The following is a 13,565-nucleotide window of genomic DNA, read 5'->3' as shown; positions in this document are numbered from 1 at the left end:
ATTGCGCCCGCATGACGGCTCAGACCGAAACCGTGAAATCGGGTGCAGGGCGCATCGTCATCTCAGTTGACGCCATGGGTGGCGACCGAGGGCCGGCAGCAGTTGTTGCCGGCATTTCGCGTTCTGCCAAGAAGAATCCCGACATCGCCTTCCTCCTGCACGGCCCGAAGGACACCCTGACCAAGCTGGTGGCCAAGAAAAAGCCGCTGACGGGACGGGTTGAGATTCGCGACGCCGAAGGCGTGGTGACGATGGAGGACAAGCCCAGCCAGGTGATGCGCCACGGCAAGTCGACCTCGATGTGGTCGGCCATCGAATCCGTGCGCAACGGCGAAGCCGATGTCTGCGTGTCCTGCGGCAATACCGGCGCCCTGATGATGCTGTCGGTGGTGCGCCTGCGCAAACTGCCCGGCATCAATCGCCCCGCCATTGCGGTTCTGTGGCCGTCTCGATCGGCAAGTGGTTTCAACATCATGCTCGATGTAGGTGCCGACATCCGCGCCGACGAACATGACCTGCTGCAATATGCGCTGATGGGCGCCTCCTATGCCCGCAACGGCATGGAGTTGAAACGCCCCCGCATTGGCCTGCTGAACGTCGGCACCGAGGAACACAAGGGACGCGCCGAACTCAAGGCCGCCCATGACATGATTTCGGAGAACGCCGACACGGCCAACTTTGAATTCGTGGGCTTTGTCGAAGGTGGCGACATTCCCGGTGACGTGGCAGACGTGATCGTGACCGATGGCTTTACCGGCAACATCGCGTTGAAAACAGGCGAAGGCACGGCGAGCCTGATCGGCTCTCTCCTGCGCGAAGCCTTCAAGTTCTCGCCGCTGTCGCGCCTTGCTGCCCTTCTGGCCTATACCTCGCTGCAACGCCTTAACAAGCGGATCGACCCGCGCCGCGTCAATGGCGGCGTCTTTCTCGGGCTGAACGGAACCGTCGTGAAATCACACGGAAGCTCTGACGCGACAGGTGTATCCGCAGCTGTGAAACTCGCCTTTAAATTGTCCCAATCCGGCTTCTCGGAAAAACTCGCGGCAAGGGTTGCATCCGCCGTGAGCCTGCCCCAAGATGCCGCAACGTCACAGGACAATAACGGAACAACATCATGACACTACGCGCCGTCGTCAAAGGCGTTGGGCATTATTTGCCAGAACGAATTGTTCCTAATTCGGAGTTCGAAAGCTTCCTCGATACATCGGATGAGTGGATTCGCTCCCGCTCCGGAATCGAGCGTCGCCGCTTCGCCGCCGAAGACCAGACCACCTCGGATCTGGGCTACGAGGCCGCCAAGGCCGCGCTGGAAAACGCGGGCCTGCAACCCGATGACATCGATGGCGTTGTTGTTGCCACATCCACACCCGACCTGACGTTTCCCTCTGTCGCCACCATGTTGCAGCAGAAACTAGGCATGACCCGTGGCTTCGGCTTTGATGTTCAGGCCGTCTGCGCCGGGTTCATCTATGCCCTGACCAATGCCAATGCCCTGATCCTGTCTGGCCAGTGCAAGACCGTGCTTGTGGTCGGTGCAGAAACCTTCAGCCGCATCATGGACTGGCAGGATCGCGCCACATGCGTTCTGTTCGGCGACGGTGCCGGGGCGCTCGTGCTTCAGGCCGAAGACGGCAATGGGACAAACGAAGATCGCGGCATCCTCGCCGCCGACCTGAACTCGGACGGTCGCTACCGCGATATGCTCTATGTCGATGGCGGTGTGTCGACGACCGGAGATTCCGGCAAACTGCGCATGCAGGGCAACGCCCTCTTCCGCCAGGCTGTCGAGAAACTGACCTCCACCGCACAAACCGCTCTTGGCAAGGTCGGCCTGACCGATGACGCGGTCGATTGGATCGTGCCGCATCAGGCCAATATCCGCATCATCCAGGGCACCGCCAAGAAAATGGGTGTCCCGATGGATCGCGTGATCGTCACGGTTCAGGACCACGGAAACACCTCTGCAGCCTCGATCCCATTGGCCCTTTCTGTGGGTGTCACCGAAGGCAAGATCAAGACGGGCGACCTTCTCGTAACCGAGGCAATTGGCGGTGGTCTGGCTTGGGGATCGGTAGTTCTGCGCTGGTAACGGCACAGTTTCCACGATTCTCCCCTCTCAACCCGACATAAACAGCCCCAGACAAGTGGTTGATATTGACTCGTAAAATTCCTTGCCCCTACAGTTGTCCAAGGAAAAGCGGGGAGAGACATGAGCGAAAAAACACTCACACGGATGGACCTGAGCGAAGCTGTCTTCAACGAAGTCGGTCTGTCACGTAACGATTCCGCCCAACTGGTCGAAAGCGTTCTGACACATATGTCGGATGCTCTGGTACGGGGCGAGCAGGTCAAGATTTCGTCTTTCGGCACCTTCAGTGTCCGCGACAAGGCAGCCCGCGTGGGCCGTAATCCCAAGACCGGCGAAGAGGTTCCGATCAACCCGCGCCGCGTTCTGACCTTCCGCCCGTCCCACCTGATGAAAGACCGTGTCGCGGCGGGGAACAAAAGCTAAGACGGAACAACCCCAATGAGCAAATCTCCCGACGCCTTTCGCACCATTAGCGAAGTGGCTGAGTGGCTCGACACCCAGGCGCATGTCCTGCGCTTCTGGGAAAGCAAGTTCACCCAGGTGAAACCGGTCAAACGTGCCGGCGGGCGGCGGTATTACCGTCCGTCCGACATGATGCTTCTGGGGGGCATCAAGAAACTGCTGCATGACGATGGCATGACCATCAAGGGGGCCCAGAAACTGCTGCGCGAAAAGGGCGTGAAATACGTCGCCAGCCTGTCTCAGCCCGTCGATGGTGAGGAACAGGACCCCGTCGAGGAAATCATCGCCGATATCGTGCACGTCGACACCCCGGAAGAGCCGGAAACGGCACAGGTTCTCGCCTTCCAGCGCACGGAGGAACCCGAGGCCCCCGCTGCGGAAGATCCGCAAACCCAACTGACTCTCGAGGCTACCGATCCCGAAGAGGCCCCCGCGCCTGAGGAAGACACGGTGGTCGAAGATCAGATCGAGTCACCCGCCCCCGAGGCGGACACAGCCGAACAACCTGCTGATTCTGAACCGGAAATTGATTCGCTGTCAGAACCCGAAGAAACCGTCGCTGCCGCCGATGAGGCCGACCTGCGCACCGAACCCGGCCCCTCGCTCCTGTCCGACCTCTGCCGCTCAACCGGCATTGCCCCGGAAAACCGCGAAGATGTGGCCGCGCTCCTGGCCCGGATCGAAGCTCTGCGCAGCCAGATCGCGCAATCCGCGAACCACTGACAAAAGTTGCGATTTTTGACTTGCCCCCGCCCTCAAAATCGCTATGAACACCCCATCGTCGGGCTATGGCGCAGCCTGGTAGCGCGTCCGTCTGGGGGACGGAAGGTCGCAGGTTCGAGTCCTGCTAGCCCGACCATCAAAAACCGCCCGTGGCCTTTTGGCCCGGGCGTTTTTTGTATCTGCTTTGTGCCTTTAGGGAGGACCTCATGACCGGTGTATTGCCCAGCCAGACCATCGAAACGATGCTCTCCTCCGACCAGATCAAGACGGATCAACCGCCCCTCCCCGGTCAGGTACAACCCGCCAGCCTTGACCTGCGTCTCGGCACCGTCGCCTACCGCGTCCGTGCGTCCTTCCTTGCAGGGGGTGACCGCACCGTCGCCGACCGCCTGCAGGAATTCGAAATGCACCAGATTGACCTCACCGACGGGGCCGTTCTGGAAAAGGGATGCGTTTATGTCGTGCCCCTGATGGAAAGCCTCGACCTTCCGGGCGACATTCAGGCCGTGGCCAACGCCAAAAGCTCGACCGGCCGCCTCGACCTGCTGACCCGTACCATCACCGATGGCGGCACAGAGTTCGACCGCGTCCAGCCCGGCTATAGCGGCCCGCTCTACGCCGAGATCTGCCCCCGCTCCTTCTCGGTGCTGGTGCGACCCGGAATGCGGCTGAACCAGATTCGGTTCCGTCAGGGCCAAAGCGTCCTAACCGACGAAGACCTGCGCGTCCTGCACGACCGAAGCCCCCTTGTGGACGGTGAAGCCGTGATCGACGACGGGCTCGGCTTCTCGGTCGATCTGCGCCCCGCATCCGGCGATCTTGTCGGCTACCGTGCCAAACCCCACACCGGTGTCATCGACCTTGATAACATCGGCCACTACGATCCGGCGGAATACTGGGAAGAGGTACGTTCAAGCGACGGTAAGATCATCCTCGATCCCGGCGCCTTCTATATCCTCGTCAGCCGCGAGGCGGTTCACATCCCACCGGCCTATGCCGCCGAAATGGCGCCCTATCTGGCCATGGTCGGCGAATTCCGCGTCCACTATGCCGGCTTCTTTGACCCCGGCTTCGGCCACGACGCGGCGGGCGGTGCAGGCTCGCGCGGTGTGCTCGAAGTGCGCTGCCACGAAGCGCCCTTTGTTCTGGAGCACGGACAGGTGGTCGGCCGCCTTGTCTACGAACGGATGGCAGACGTCCCGGAACAGCTTTACGGCTCCGGAATCGCCTCGAACTATCAGGGTCAAGGCCTGAAACTCTCCAAACATTTCAAGGCAGTATAATCTCTATTTGAGGTGATCCCCCTGCGAAAGTTCCGGCGTGATCCCCGCCTGCACCCCGCGTTCAAGATGCGTTGACAGCACGACATAGGTCCGTGTGCTGCGCACCCCCGGCATATCATAAAGCCGCCAAAGAAAGCCCTCCATAGCCTCGGGGCAATCCATCCGCACCTTGAGGATCAGACCAGTATCCCCCGTCACCGCGTGCACCTCTTCCACCTCGGGCAGTTCGGCAAGTTCGATCACCCCTTCGGTCTTGCCCCAGCCCGCCGCTTCGACATGCACGAAGGCAAGGAAATCCTTGCCAAGTGACGGCCCGTGCAGGTCGGCGCTCGTGCGCTTGATCACCCCATGCGCCCGCAACCGTTTCACCCGTTCATGCACCGCAGGCGCCGACAACCCCACCTCCTGGCCAAGATCGGCATAAGACCGCGTCGCATCCTCGGTTAGCGCACCTAATATTTTTCGATCCAACCCATCCAGCGGACGCCCGCCGCCCCTGTTTGACCGAAGATTATCTGTTTCTTGTCGACCAGAGCTCATGACCCATTCCCTGAATTCTGTTTTGCAGTATCTTCTACAACCTAACGCAATTCAGCCGCACAAGTGAACCGCCGATGATTATCTTGCTGATGCTCTCCATAGGTCTGATTGGGGCCAACTCGCTCGTCCTGTCGCCCATTGCCGCCGAAGTGGCCCTTGGTCTTGGCGCGTCCGGCCCTGCTGATGTCATGACCGCGGCCGCCCTCTACGGCGCGGGCGTCGCCATCTCGGCGTTGCTGCTGGCACCGCGCGCCGACCGCATCGGCCCCCACAAGGCGCTGGTTCAGGCGCTGGTGCTCCTGCTGGCAGGTCTTGGCCTCAGCACCTTAGCCCCCACCCTCCTTGTCCTCACCGCGGGTCAGGCTCTCGCCGGTATCGCCGTCGGCATGGCCCTACCCGCGATCTACTCGCTGGCCGCGATCATTGCAGAACCCGGCAAAGAGGCCCGCACCATTGGCTTTGTCCTCACCGGCTGGACGGTCTCGATGGTCGGCGGCGTCACCCTTTCGGCCTATATCGCCGATTTCTTCGGCTGGCGCGCCGTCTTCGCAACCCTTGCCCTTGGTCTGCTGGCAATCTTCGCGGTCCTGCGGGCCACAACCTTTCCGGCCCATACCCCCGCCGCCAATCCAACCTCGCCCATCAGCGGCCTGCGCGTGCCCGGCATCCTGCCCGCCCTGTTCTCGGTCGCGGCCCTCGGAACGGGCTTCTATGGCATCTACAACTACCTTGGCGCACACCTCACCGAGCACCTTTCACGCCCCGTCAGCGATGCTGGCTGGCTCACTCTTTCCTATGGCCTCGGCTTTGGGGCGGCGATGCTGTTTGATCCCTGGCTCGACCGCGCCGGCCCGCGCCGTGGCCTTCTCGCGGTCTTCTCGGCCCTTGCGGCCTATTACACGCTAATGTCGGGCTGGGTGCATGATTACACCGCCCTGATTGCCCTGATGTTCGGCTGGGGCGTCCTGCAACACCTTGGCCTCAACCTCACCGTCAGCCGCCTGAGCATGCTTGACCCCTCTCAACGGGGCGCGGTGATGGGCCTGAATTCCTGCGTCATGTACCTGAGCGTCTTCGGCGCGACGGTCCTGTTCCGCCCGCTCTACGAGATCGACGGCCTGACGCTTTGCATCCTGGCCTCGGCGGGCCTTGCCGTCCTTGGTGCATCCGAAGCCCTCATCGCCCGCCTAAAAGCCAAGCGAACACTGGAACCCTCGCTCTGAAAGCAAAAAGCCCGGCATTATCGCCGGGCATTTCCAGTGTCCTAAAACGACCACCCCAAGGGGCAACCCCCTGAGATATCAGAACTTATTCATCCGCCGCATCATGCGCGCGGCCTTTCGGGCCTGTTTCGCGCCAGACTGAAGGTTCTGCGCCTTGCGTTGTTCCTGCGGGGTGGCACGTCCTGCACTGTCAGACCGCGACATGGCGTTGATACCGGCGTTCACACCCCGGTTCACGGCTTTGCGCAGGAACATGCGCAGGATCATATTGATAATACGGTTCGCGTTCATGACGCCCTCCGTTTGTTTCGTCACTTCAAGGTAATCTAGTTAATAATTGTGGAAAAAGTAAGACTACGGCGAAAATCCACCTATTCCTCGAACATTTCCGACTGACCGCGCGCTTCTGCGTCCTCTTCGTCATCCTCCGGCGTCAGCGATGGCATAGAGCCCGGCGGCGGGCGGTTTTCCAGCAGACCAGCGGCCCGAAGCTCCTTGAGCCCCGGCAGGTCACGCGCGCTCTCAAGGCCGAAATGGTCCAGAAACTCGGCCGTCACGACAAAGGTCACGGGCCGCCCCGGCGTCATGCGCCGACGGCCAAAACGGATCCATTCCATCTCGAGCAACTGGTCCACCGTGCCCCGGCTCACGCTCACGCCCCGGATTTCCTCGATCTCGGCCCGTGTCACCGGCTGGTGATAGGCCACGATGGCAAGTGTCTCGATCGCGGCACGGCTCAGTTTGCGGGTCTCGACCATTTCCTTCTGCATCAGGAAGCCAAGGTCCGGCGCCGTGCGCATCGCCCAGGCATCCCCAACCCGCACCACGCGCACACCGCGCCCTTCATAGCGTTTACGCAGATGCACCAACGCCTCGGCCGCGTCGCATCCATGCGGCATCCGCGCGTTCAATTCCTTCACCGTCACCGGCTCTGCGCTGGCAAACAGGATCGCCTCACACATCCGCTCCTGTTCGGCGATGGGCGGGGCTTCGAACAGGCTCTCTTCCTGATCCTCCGCCGCGTCCTCTGCCACATCCTCTGCGGCATCCACTTGGTTTTCTTCGATTTCTTCAGACATCGTTCTGCTCTTTCCGTCGCACCTGGATCGGTGCGAAGTTCTCTGTCTGGCGGATATCCACCTGCCCCTCTTTGGCCAGCTGCAACGAGGCCGCAAAGGTCGCCGCCGTCGCCGAGCGCCGCTTCTTGGGATCGTTCTCCCAACCGGCAGGCAGGTAACTCAGGATATCGGTCCACTGTCCGGCAAACCCGATCAGACCCCGCATCCGCTCAAGCGCCTCTTCCATGGTGAACACGGAATCGCGGTCCATCACGAAGGGGCGGAATTCATCCTTGGTGCGAATACGGGCATAGCCCTGCATCAGGTCCAAAAGGGTCGCCGTGTAATGCACCCGCTTGATGCGCGTCACATCTTCGGGAATGCCGCGCGCAAAGAAATCACGCCCCCGACGGTCCCGCGCCATCAACTTGGCCGCAGCGTCCCGCATCGCCTGCAAGCGCTCAAGCTGAAAGGCAAGGTGCGCCGCCAGTTCTTCGCCCGTCGGCCCCTCTTCCGTGGGATCCGGCGGCAGCAACAGGCGCGATTTCAGGAACGCCAGCCAGGCCGCCATCACGAGGTAATCCGCCGCCAGTTCGATCCGCAGCTCCTTGGCCTTTTCCACAAAGGCCAGATACTGCTTTGCCAGTTCAAGAATGGAAATCTTGCGCAGGTCCACCTTCTGGGTGCGCGACAGGGTCAGCAAAAGGTCAAGCGGTCCCTCGAACCCGTCGACGTCCACGATCAGCGCTTCGGCTGCAAGCCGCGCCGCCACCGCATCGCCAAAATTTAGGGTCCCTGTTTCCTCAGCCATTCTCTCGCCCTGACATCAGGGCTTCAAGTTCGGCAGTGAGCGCCGCAATGTCAACAGTTTGAGGCACGGGCCGCGCCTTCAGCACCGCCTCTGCCCGTCTCTCGGCAGCCCCGGTCATGTCTCCGGCGGCCTCGGCCACCTCGCGCATTTCGCCAAGATCGCCGTTGCAATGCAGGATCACATCACAGCCCGCCGCGATCGACTGACGCGCGCGGTCTGCCAATGGCCCCGACAGTGCCTTCATCGAGATGTCGTCGGTCATGATCAGCCCGTCAAAGCCGATGTCTTCGCGGATCATCCCCATCACCTTGGGCGATGTGGTCGCCGGCGCATCATCCAGCGCCTCGTAGACGATATGGGCGGTCATCCCCATCGGCAGATCATTCAGGGCTTTGAAAGGCGCGAAATCCTGCAACAGGTCTTCCGCTGGCGCATTCACACGCGGAAGGTCCAAATGGCTGTCAGATTGCGCCCGCCCATGGCCCGGAATGTGCTTCAGCACCGAATACACGCCGCCATCGGCCATCGCATCCGCCACCGCGCGGCCAAGCGCGGCCACGGTCTCGGCCGTCATGCCATAACAGCGGTTTTTCAGAAACGGATGCGTTTCGGCGCAGGCCACATCCACCAGCGGCGCGCAGTTTGCATCCACGCCCACCGCCATCAATTCATGCGCCGTGATCCGGTAGCGAAGGTACATCGCCCGCACGGCGGCCTCCCCCGCGGCCTCGACAAACTCAAGCGGCGGCGTCCATTCGGTTGCCAGGGGGGCGCGCAACCGCTGCACCCGCCCGCCTTCCTGATCAATCAGGATCGGCGCATCATACCCGACACAGGCACGCAACTCGTCGCACAGCGCGCGCACCTGATCGGCACTCTCGATATTGCGGGCAAAGAGGATGAACCCAAACGGGCGTACATCGCGGAAAAAGGCCTTTTCCCCGCTGCTCAGGCGCAGGCCCTCGCAGCCAAGGATCGTCGCTCCGAACCGGCTCACCGCGAGGTCACCGGGATACAATCCGCGTTTTCGGCTTTAAGCGCAGAACACAGGCGGCGTGCATCACTCACATCCGCAAAGCCCATCGCCCGCAAACGATAGAACACGCGCCCGCCGCTGGTGGCTTTCTGGATCACCCGCGTCTTGTCGCCAAGATAGTCCCCGAACTTCGCACTCAGCTTGTCCCATTCCTTCTTGGCAATATCCGAACTGGCATAGGCCCCCAGTTGCACCATGCGCGTACCTGCAGGCACCGCATCGCTGGCCACATCCTTGATGCTCGGCGGGGCCACTGGCGCGGCCGAGGCCACCTTGACCGAAGCCCCAAGATCAGCAGGCCGCAATTGCGGGCGCAGCGACCGCCCCAGCCCGCCTTTCACCACAGGCGTGGATTTCTCGACCTTGGTCTCCTTGAGCGGCGCAGGCTCCGGCGCGCTCAGCGGGGCCACATTGGCAGCAATCTGCTCGGCCAGTGCATCAATATCGCCGTCCTCGCCAATCGTGATCGGCGGCGGCGCGACAATGTCGGCCTGCGTGGACGTGTTCGAATTCCGTGTCGGAGCCGCAGCAGAACCCGGCAGGCTCACCTGCGTCACAACCGCGTCTTCTTCGGCAAGCTTGATCGGCGGCGGCGCCAGCACAAGCCGGTCCGCAGGCGCACCCGCAGTCCCTTCGGCGGCAACCGTGTTCACCGACAGCCCCTGATGGGCGGCCTGACTGCCACCGGGGTCATCCGGCTGCACGCGCATCGGCCCTTCGACCGCCCGCACCACCGGCACACCGCTGACATCGCGCACCATGAGCTGGTAGCCCCAGACGCACGCACCAACAACCAGACCAAGCGACACTGCCGCCCCGGCCCAGTTCACAAGTGTTCCAATAGACTTTGGTTCTGCAGCGGGCATTGCCTGCCCGCCCATCGGAATCTCAGCCATGTATCGCCTCGCTGCCGCGGCGATACGTTGTCGCCGGGGTCATCTTGCCTTTGCCTCAACCCCGCGCGACGTGCTGTTTTTTACCGCATCTCCTGCGCAGGAGTTACGCCAAGAATACCAAGACCGGCAGAAATAACAATGGCAACGGCACGTGCCAGCGCGATTTTCGCCTGAGATGTGGCCGGATCGCCCTCCTGCACGAAACGCAGGCTGTGATCGTCGTCACCCTTCTTGTAGTGGCTGTGCAATTCGCTTGCCAGTTCATAGAGATAGAAGGCAACGCGATGCGGCTCGTTGGTGCGGCCCGCGATCTCGACAAGACGCGGCCACTCGGCAATCTTCTTGGCCACGTTGATCTCGGCCTCGCTGTCCAGCTTGCCAAGGTCGGCCGCCGACAGGGTGGCGTCATCTGCCGTGATACCGGCCTCTTCGGCCTTGCGGATCACCGAGCACACCCGCGAATGCGCATATTGCACATAGAACACCGGGTTGTCCTTGGAGCTTTCCAGCACCTTGTCAAAATCAAAGTCCAGCGGCGCGTCGTTCTTGCGGGTCAGCATCACGAAACGGGTCACGTCCGGACCAACCTGATCCACCACATCGCGCAGCGTCACAAAGTTGCCCGCGCGTTTCGACATCTTGAACGGCTCACCGTTCTTCCAGAGCTTCACAAGCTGGGTCAGCTTGATATCCAGCGGCGTCTTGCCGTCCGACAGCGCCGAAACCGCCGCCTTCATGCGTTTGACATAGCCGCCATGGTCCGCGCCGAACACGTCGATCAGCGCATCATAGCCGCGGGTCACCTTGTCATAGTGATAGGCGATATCCGGCGCGAAATAGGTCCAGGCGCCATCCGATTTCTTCACCGGACGGTCCACGTCATCGCCATGTTCGGTCGATTTGAACAGGGTCTGCTCGCGCGGCTCCCAGTCTTCCGGCTTCTTGCCCTTCGGCGGCTCAAGAACGCCTTCATAGATCAGGCCCTTGTTCTCCAGCGCCTCAAGCGCAGCCTCGATGCGTCCCGTGCCATAAAGCGACTTCTCGGAATAGAACTTGTCCATCTCGACGCCAAGCGCCTTCAGGTCGGCACGGATCAGATCCATCATCGCGGCGGTCGCGAATTCGCGGATCTCGGCCAGCCAGACATCTTCGCCCTTGCCAACATAGGCATCGCCCACCTTGGCCTTCAGCGCCTCACCAACTTCGATCAGGTACTCACCCGGATAGGTGCCGTCCTCGAACGCCACGTCCTGACCATGCGCCTCGAGATACCGCAGGTATACGGAGCGCGCCAGAACATCGACCTGCGCGCCACCGTCGTTGATGTAATACTCGCGGGTCACGTCGAAACCGACGAAATCAAGCAGGCTCGCCAGCGCATCGCCAAAAACCGCGCCACGGGTATGCCCCACGTGCAGCGGGCCGGTCGGGTTGGCCGACACGTATTCCACGTTCACGCTCTTGCCCTGGCCCATCGACGAGCGGCCAAAATCGCTGCCCGCATCCAACGCGGCTTTCACGACCCCCTGCCAGAGCGAAGCCGCAAGACGCATGTTCAAAAAGCCCGGCCCCGCAACTTCGGCGCTTGTCACACGCGCATCCGCCGCCAGCTTGCCCGCCAGCACCTCGGCAATGTCGCGCGGTTTCATCTTGGCCGGCTTGGCCAGCACCATCGCGGCGTTGGTCGCCATGTCGCCATGCAGCGCATCACGCGGCGGCTCGACCGCAACATTGGTGAAATCAAGCCCCTCGGGCAGCGCGCCCTCGGCCTGCATCTGTTCAAGCGACGCGATTACAAGCGCGCGCATTTCCGTAAAGAGGTTCATCGGACCTGTCCTTTTGATTTGCAGGCGGGTTTACCACTCCAAACTCTCAGGTCAACCGATCAGCCGCGCATGTTCCTGCAACGCAAAGCGATCGGTCATGCCCGCAAGGTAATCCGCCACGATCCGCGCCAGCGTGGTTTCATCCTTCGCCGCTGCGATCTCGGCGTGCCACCGCGCCGGCAGAAGGCTCGGGTCATTCAGGTAGGTCGGGAACAGATCCTTCACCACCTCCGTCACCTCCTTGCGCATCTTCACAACAGACGGCGCACGATACATGCGGGTGAACAGGAATTCGCGAATTTGTTTCAGATCGGACCAAAGCGGCTTCGAGAACTGCACAACCGGCGCGCCATTGGCGCGGATATCCGCAACCGATTGCGCCCCGCTCTCCTCGAGCAGCGCCCGCGAGGTATCGATCACATCCGCCACCATGACCCCGAACACCCGCCGCAAGGCCTCGTGCCGCCGCCGGATCGGCTCAAGCCCCGGATAGGTCTTGTCGACCTCCACATAGGCCTCTCCGACAATCGGCAGGGCCGCAATCTCTTCTTCCGTGAACAGCCCCGCGCGCAACCCGTCATGCAGATCGTGGTTGTTATAGGCCACGTCATCCGCCAAAGCCGCCACCTGCGCCTCGGCACTGGCATAGGTGTGCAGCGCAAGATCATGGATCGCGTTATAATCGGCCAGGGCATAGGGCAACTCCCCCAGAACCGGACCATTATGTTTCGCAATCCCTTCAAGGCTTTCCCAGGTCAGGTTCAGCCCGTCAAACTCGGCATAATGTTTCTCAAGCGCCGTCACGATCCGGATCGCCTGCGCATTGTGATCGAAGCCGCCATAAGGCGCCATCAACAGGTCCAGCGCGTCCTCGCCGGTATGTCCGAAGGGCGTGTGCCCAAGATCATGCGCCAGCGCCACTGCCTCGGTCAGTTCCGGATTCAGCCCCAGCGCCCCGGCGATCGTCCGTGCCACCTGCGCCACCTCGATGGAATGCGTCAGCCGCGTGCGAAAGTTGTCGCCCTCATGCTCCACAAAAACCTGCGTCTTGTGCTTCAGGCGGCGAAACGCGCTGGCATGGATAATGCGGTCACGATCCCTCTGGAAACACGAGCGAAACGAACTTTCCTCTTCCGGCACCCGCCGTCCCCGGGCGGTGGCAGGATCAGATGCATATGCGGCACGCATGGGTTTGGTCCTTGTGGCCTGTCGTCCTCATTTCTATATATTGCACCTTAGAGGCGTTTCAGAATGCCGCAACCCGCGCGAACCCATTGTCAGGAGTGACAAAATGCAGCTACCGCCGAAAGTGACCGACCGTGCCTTCGAACGTCTTGCCGAGATCGGGGCCTCCGATCAGGGCCAGGCCCTGCGCGTCGCCGTAGAAGGTGGCGGATGTTCCGGCTTCCAGTACGAGATCAAGCTCGACACCCCGAACGAGGATGACCTCGTCCTCAAGGGCAATGGCGAAGCGGTACTGATCGACGCAGTCTCGCTGCCGTTCCTGACCGACGCGGTGATCGATTTCACCGAAGAACTGATTGGCGCCCGGTTTGTCATCAACAATCCGAACGCCACAAGCTCCTGCGGTTGCGGAACCAGCTTTTCGATGTAACCA

At 61.6% G+C, this 13,565-nt stretch carries 15 protein-coding genes and 1 tRNA gene; 8 read left to right on the top strand and 8 right to left on the bottom strand.

From position 1 onward, the window contains the following. Positions 1-11 precede the first annotated feature (11 nt). From plsX to NNA36_RS08375, 6 genes are all read left to right on the top strand, one after another. The gene (gene plsX, locus NNA36_RS08400) at positions 12-1,118 is read left to right on the top strand and encodes a phosphate acyltransferase PlsX (protein WP_255106259.1); all 1,107 of its coding nucleotides are present in this window, start codon (positions 12-14) and stop codon (positions 1,116-1,118) included. Beyond that, positions 1,115-2,089 carry a beta-ketoacyl-ACP synthase III gene (locus NNA36_RS08395; protein WP_255106258.1) on the top strand — a complete coding sequence of 325 codons (975 nt, stop codon included), beginning with the start codon at positions 1,115-1,117 and terminating at the stop codon, positions 2,087-2,089. The genes plsX and NNA36_RS08395 overlap by 4 nt, the downstream gene beginning before the upstream one ends. A 120-nt stretch (positions 2,090-2,209) precedes the next feature. Next, on the top strand, positions 2,210-2,512 hold the full coding sequence (ihfA, locus tag NNA36_RS08390) for an integration host factor subunit alpha (RefSeq protein WP_255106256.1): 303 nt from the start codon (positions 2,210-2,212) through the stop codon (positions 2,510-2,512). Between the two features lie 15 nt (positions 2,513-2,527). Beyond that, entirely contained in the window at positions 2,528-3,274 is a 747-nt protein-coding gene (locus NNA36_RS08385) for a MerR family transcriptional regulator (protein WP_255106254.1), read from the top strand. A 59-nt stretch (positions 3,275-3,333) separates the two neighbouring features. Further along, positions 3,334-3,410, top strand: a tRNA-Pro gene (locus tag NNA36_RS08380). A gap of 70 nt (positions 3,411-3,480) precedes the next feature. Continuing rightward, on the top strand, positions 3,481-4,557 hold the full coding sequence (locus NNA36_RS08375) for a 2'-deoxycytidine 5'-triphosphate deaminase (RefSeq protein WP_255106252.1): 1,077 nt from the start codon (positions 3,481-3,483) through the stop codon (positions 4,555-4,557). 3 nt (positions 4,558-4,560) lie between these two features. Here NNA36_RS08375 and NNA36_RS08370 read toward each other — a convergent pair whose 3' ends face one another. Then, positions 4,561-5,097: an Lrp/AsnC family transcriptional regulator gene (locus tag NNA36_RS08370; protein ID WP_255106250.1), complete on the bottom strand. Its 537-nt coding sequence runs from the start codon at positions 5,095-5,097 to the stop codon at positions 4,561-4,563. Between the two features lie 74 nt (positions 5,098-5,171). Between NNA36_RS08370 and NNA36_RS08365 the strand changes: the two genes are divergently transcribed. Then, a complete protein-coding gene (locus NNA36_RS08365; RefSeq protein ID WP_255106248.1) occupies positions 5,172-6,320 on the top strand; it encodes an MFS transporter in 1,149 nt (382 codons plus the stop codon). Positions 6,321-6,398: 78 nt separating this feature from the next. On the opposite strand, the gene NNA36_RS08360 is transcribed toward NNA36_RS08365, so the two are convergent. The 7 genes from NNA36_RS08360 to NNA36_RS08330 all read right to left on the bottom strand — a co-directional run bounded on the left by NNA36_RS08360 (position 6,399) and on the right by NNA36_RS08330 (position 13,135). Beyond that, entirely contained in the window at positions 6,399-6,611 is a 213-nt protein-coding gene (locus tag NNA36_RS08360; RefSeq protein WP_255106245.1) for a hypothetical protein, read from the bottom strand. Between the two features lie 80 nt (positions 6,612-6,691). Continuing rightward, on the bottom strand, positions 6,692-7,399 hold the full coding sequence (gene scpB, locus NNA36_RS08355; RefSeq protein WP_255106242.1) for an SMC-Scp complex subunit ScpB: 708 nt from the start codon (positions 7,397-7,399) through the stop codon (positions 6,692-6,694). Continuing rightward, positions 7,392-8,189 carry a ScpA family protein gene (locus tag NNA36_RS08350; RefSeq protein ID WP_255106240.1) on the bottom strand — a complete coding sequence of 266 codons (798 nt, stop codon included), beginning with the start codon at positions 8,187-8,189 and terminating at the stop codon, positions 7,392-7,394. The genes scpB and NNA36_RS08350 overlap by 8 nt, the downstream gene beginning before the upstream one ends. Beyond that, a complete protein-coding gene (gene nagZ / locus NNA36_RS08345) occupies positions 8,182-9,186 on the bottom strand; it encodes a beta-N-acetylhexosaminidase (protein ID WP_255106237.1) in 1,005 nt (334 codons plus the stop codon). The genes NNA36_RS08350 and nagZ overlap by 8 nt, the downstream gene beginning before the upstream one ends. Continuing rightward, complete coding sequence (locus NNA36_RS08340; protein ID WP_255106234.1) at positions 9,183-10,121, bottom strand: SPOR domain-containing protein; 939 nt, start codon at positions 10,119-10,121, stop codon at positions 9,183-9,185. Before NNA36_RS08340 ends, nagZ begins: the two co-directional genes overlap by 4 nt. 80 nt (positions 10,122-10,201) lie before the next feature. Next, on the bottom strand, positions 10,202-11,947 hold the full coding sequence (gene argS, locus NNA36_RS08335) for an arginine--tRNA ligase (RefSeq protein WP_255106231.1): 1,746 nt from the start codon (positions 11,945-11,947) through the stop codon (positions 10,202-10,204). 51 nt (positions 11,948-11,998) lie between these two features. Next, the gene (locus NNA36_RS08330) at positions 11,999-13,135 is read right to left on the bottom strand and encodes a deoxyguanosinetriphosphate triphosphohydrolase (protein WP_255106228.1); all 1,137 of its coding nucleotides are present in this window, start codon (positions 13,133-13,135) and stop codon (positions 11,999-12,001) included. A gap of 103 nt (positions 13,136-13,238) precedes the next feature. Here NNA36_RS08330 and NNA36_RS08325 point away from each other — a divergent pair, with 103 nt between their 5' ends. Continuing rightward, positions 13,239-13,562, top strand: a complete 324-nt coding sequence (locus NNA36_RS08325) for an iron-sulfur cluster assembly accessory protein (RefSeq protein ID WP_255106225.1) — start codon at positions 13,239-13,241, stop codon at positions 13,560-13,562. Positions 13,563-13,565 lie beyond the last annotated feature (3 nt).

Source organism: Shimia sp. CNT1-13L.2 (genome assembly GCF_024331145.1).
Lineage (GTDB): Bacteria > Pseudomonadota > Alphaproteobacteria > Rhodobacterales > Rhodobacteraceae > Shimia.
This window is presented reverse-complemented; position numbering and strand designations above follow the sequence as displayed.

Coding starts and splice junctions, on each gene's coding strand:
- NNA36_RS08385 (WP_255106254.1), top strand. CDS start 2,528: ATGAGCAAATCTCCCGACGCCTTTCGCACCATTAGCGAAGTGGCTGAG.
- ihfA (WP_255106256.1), top strand. CDS start 2,210: ATGAGCGAAAAAACACTCACACGGATGGACCTGAGCGAAGCTGTCTTC.
- NNA36_RS08375 (WP_255106252.1), top strand. CDS start 3,481: ATGACCGGTGTATTGCCCAGCCAGACCATCGAAACGATGCTCTCCTCC.
- NNA36_RS08340 (WP_255106234.1), bottom strand. CDS start 10,121: ATGGCTGAGATTCCGATGGGCGGGCAGGCAATGCCCGCTGCAGAACCA.
- NNA36_RS08325 (WP_255106225.1), top strand. CDS start 13,239: ATGCAGCTACCGCCGAAAGTGACCGACCGTGCCTTCGAACGTCTTGCC.
- scpB (WP_255106242.1), bottom strand. CDS start 7,399: ATGTCTGAAGAAATCGAAGAAAACCAAGTGGATGCCGCAGAGGATGTG.
- NNA36_RS08360 (WP_255106245.1), bottom strand. CDS start 6,611: ATGAACGCGAACCGTATTATCAATATGATCCTGCGCATGTTCCTGCGC.
- NNA36_RS08365 (WP_255106248.1), top strand. CDS start 5,172: ATGATTATCTTGCTGATGCTCTCCATAGGTCTGATTGGGGCCAACTCG.
- NNA36_RS08395 (WP_255106258.1), top strand. CDS start 1,115: ATGACACTACGCGCCGTCGTCAAAGGCGTTGGGCATTATTTGCCAGAA.
- plsX (WP_255106259.1), top strand. CDS start 12: ATGACGGCTCAGACCGAAACCGTGAAATCGGGTGCAGGGCGCATCGTC.
- NNA36_RS08350 (WP_255106240.1), bottom strand. CDS start 8,189: ATGGCTGAGGAAACAGGGACCCTAAATTTTGGCGATGCGGTGGCGGCG.
- argS (WP_255106231.1), bottom strand. CDS start 11,947: ATGAACCTCTTTACGGAAATGCGCGCGCTTGTAATCGCGTCGCTTGAA.
- NNA36_RS08330 (WP_255106228.1), bottom strand. CDS start 13,135: ATGCGTGCCGCATATGCATCTGATCCTGCCACCGCCCGGGGACGGCGG.
- NNA36_RS08370 (WP_255106250.1), bottom strand. CDS start 5,097: ATGAGCTCTGGTCGACAAGAAACAGATAATCTTCGGTCAAACAGGGGC.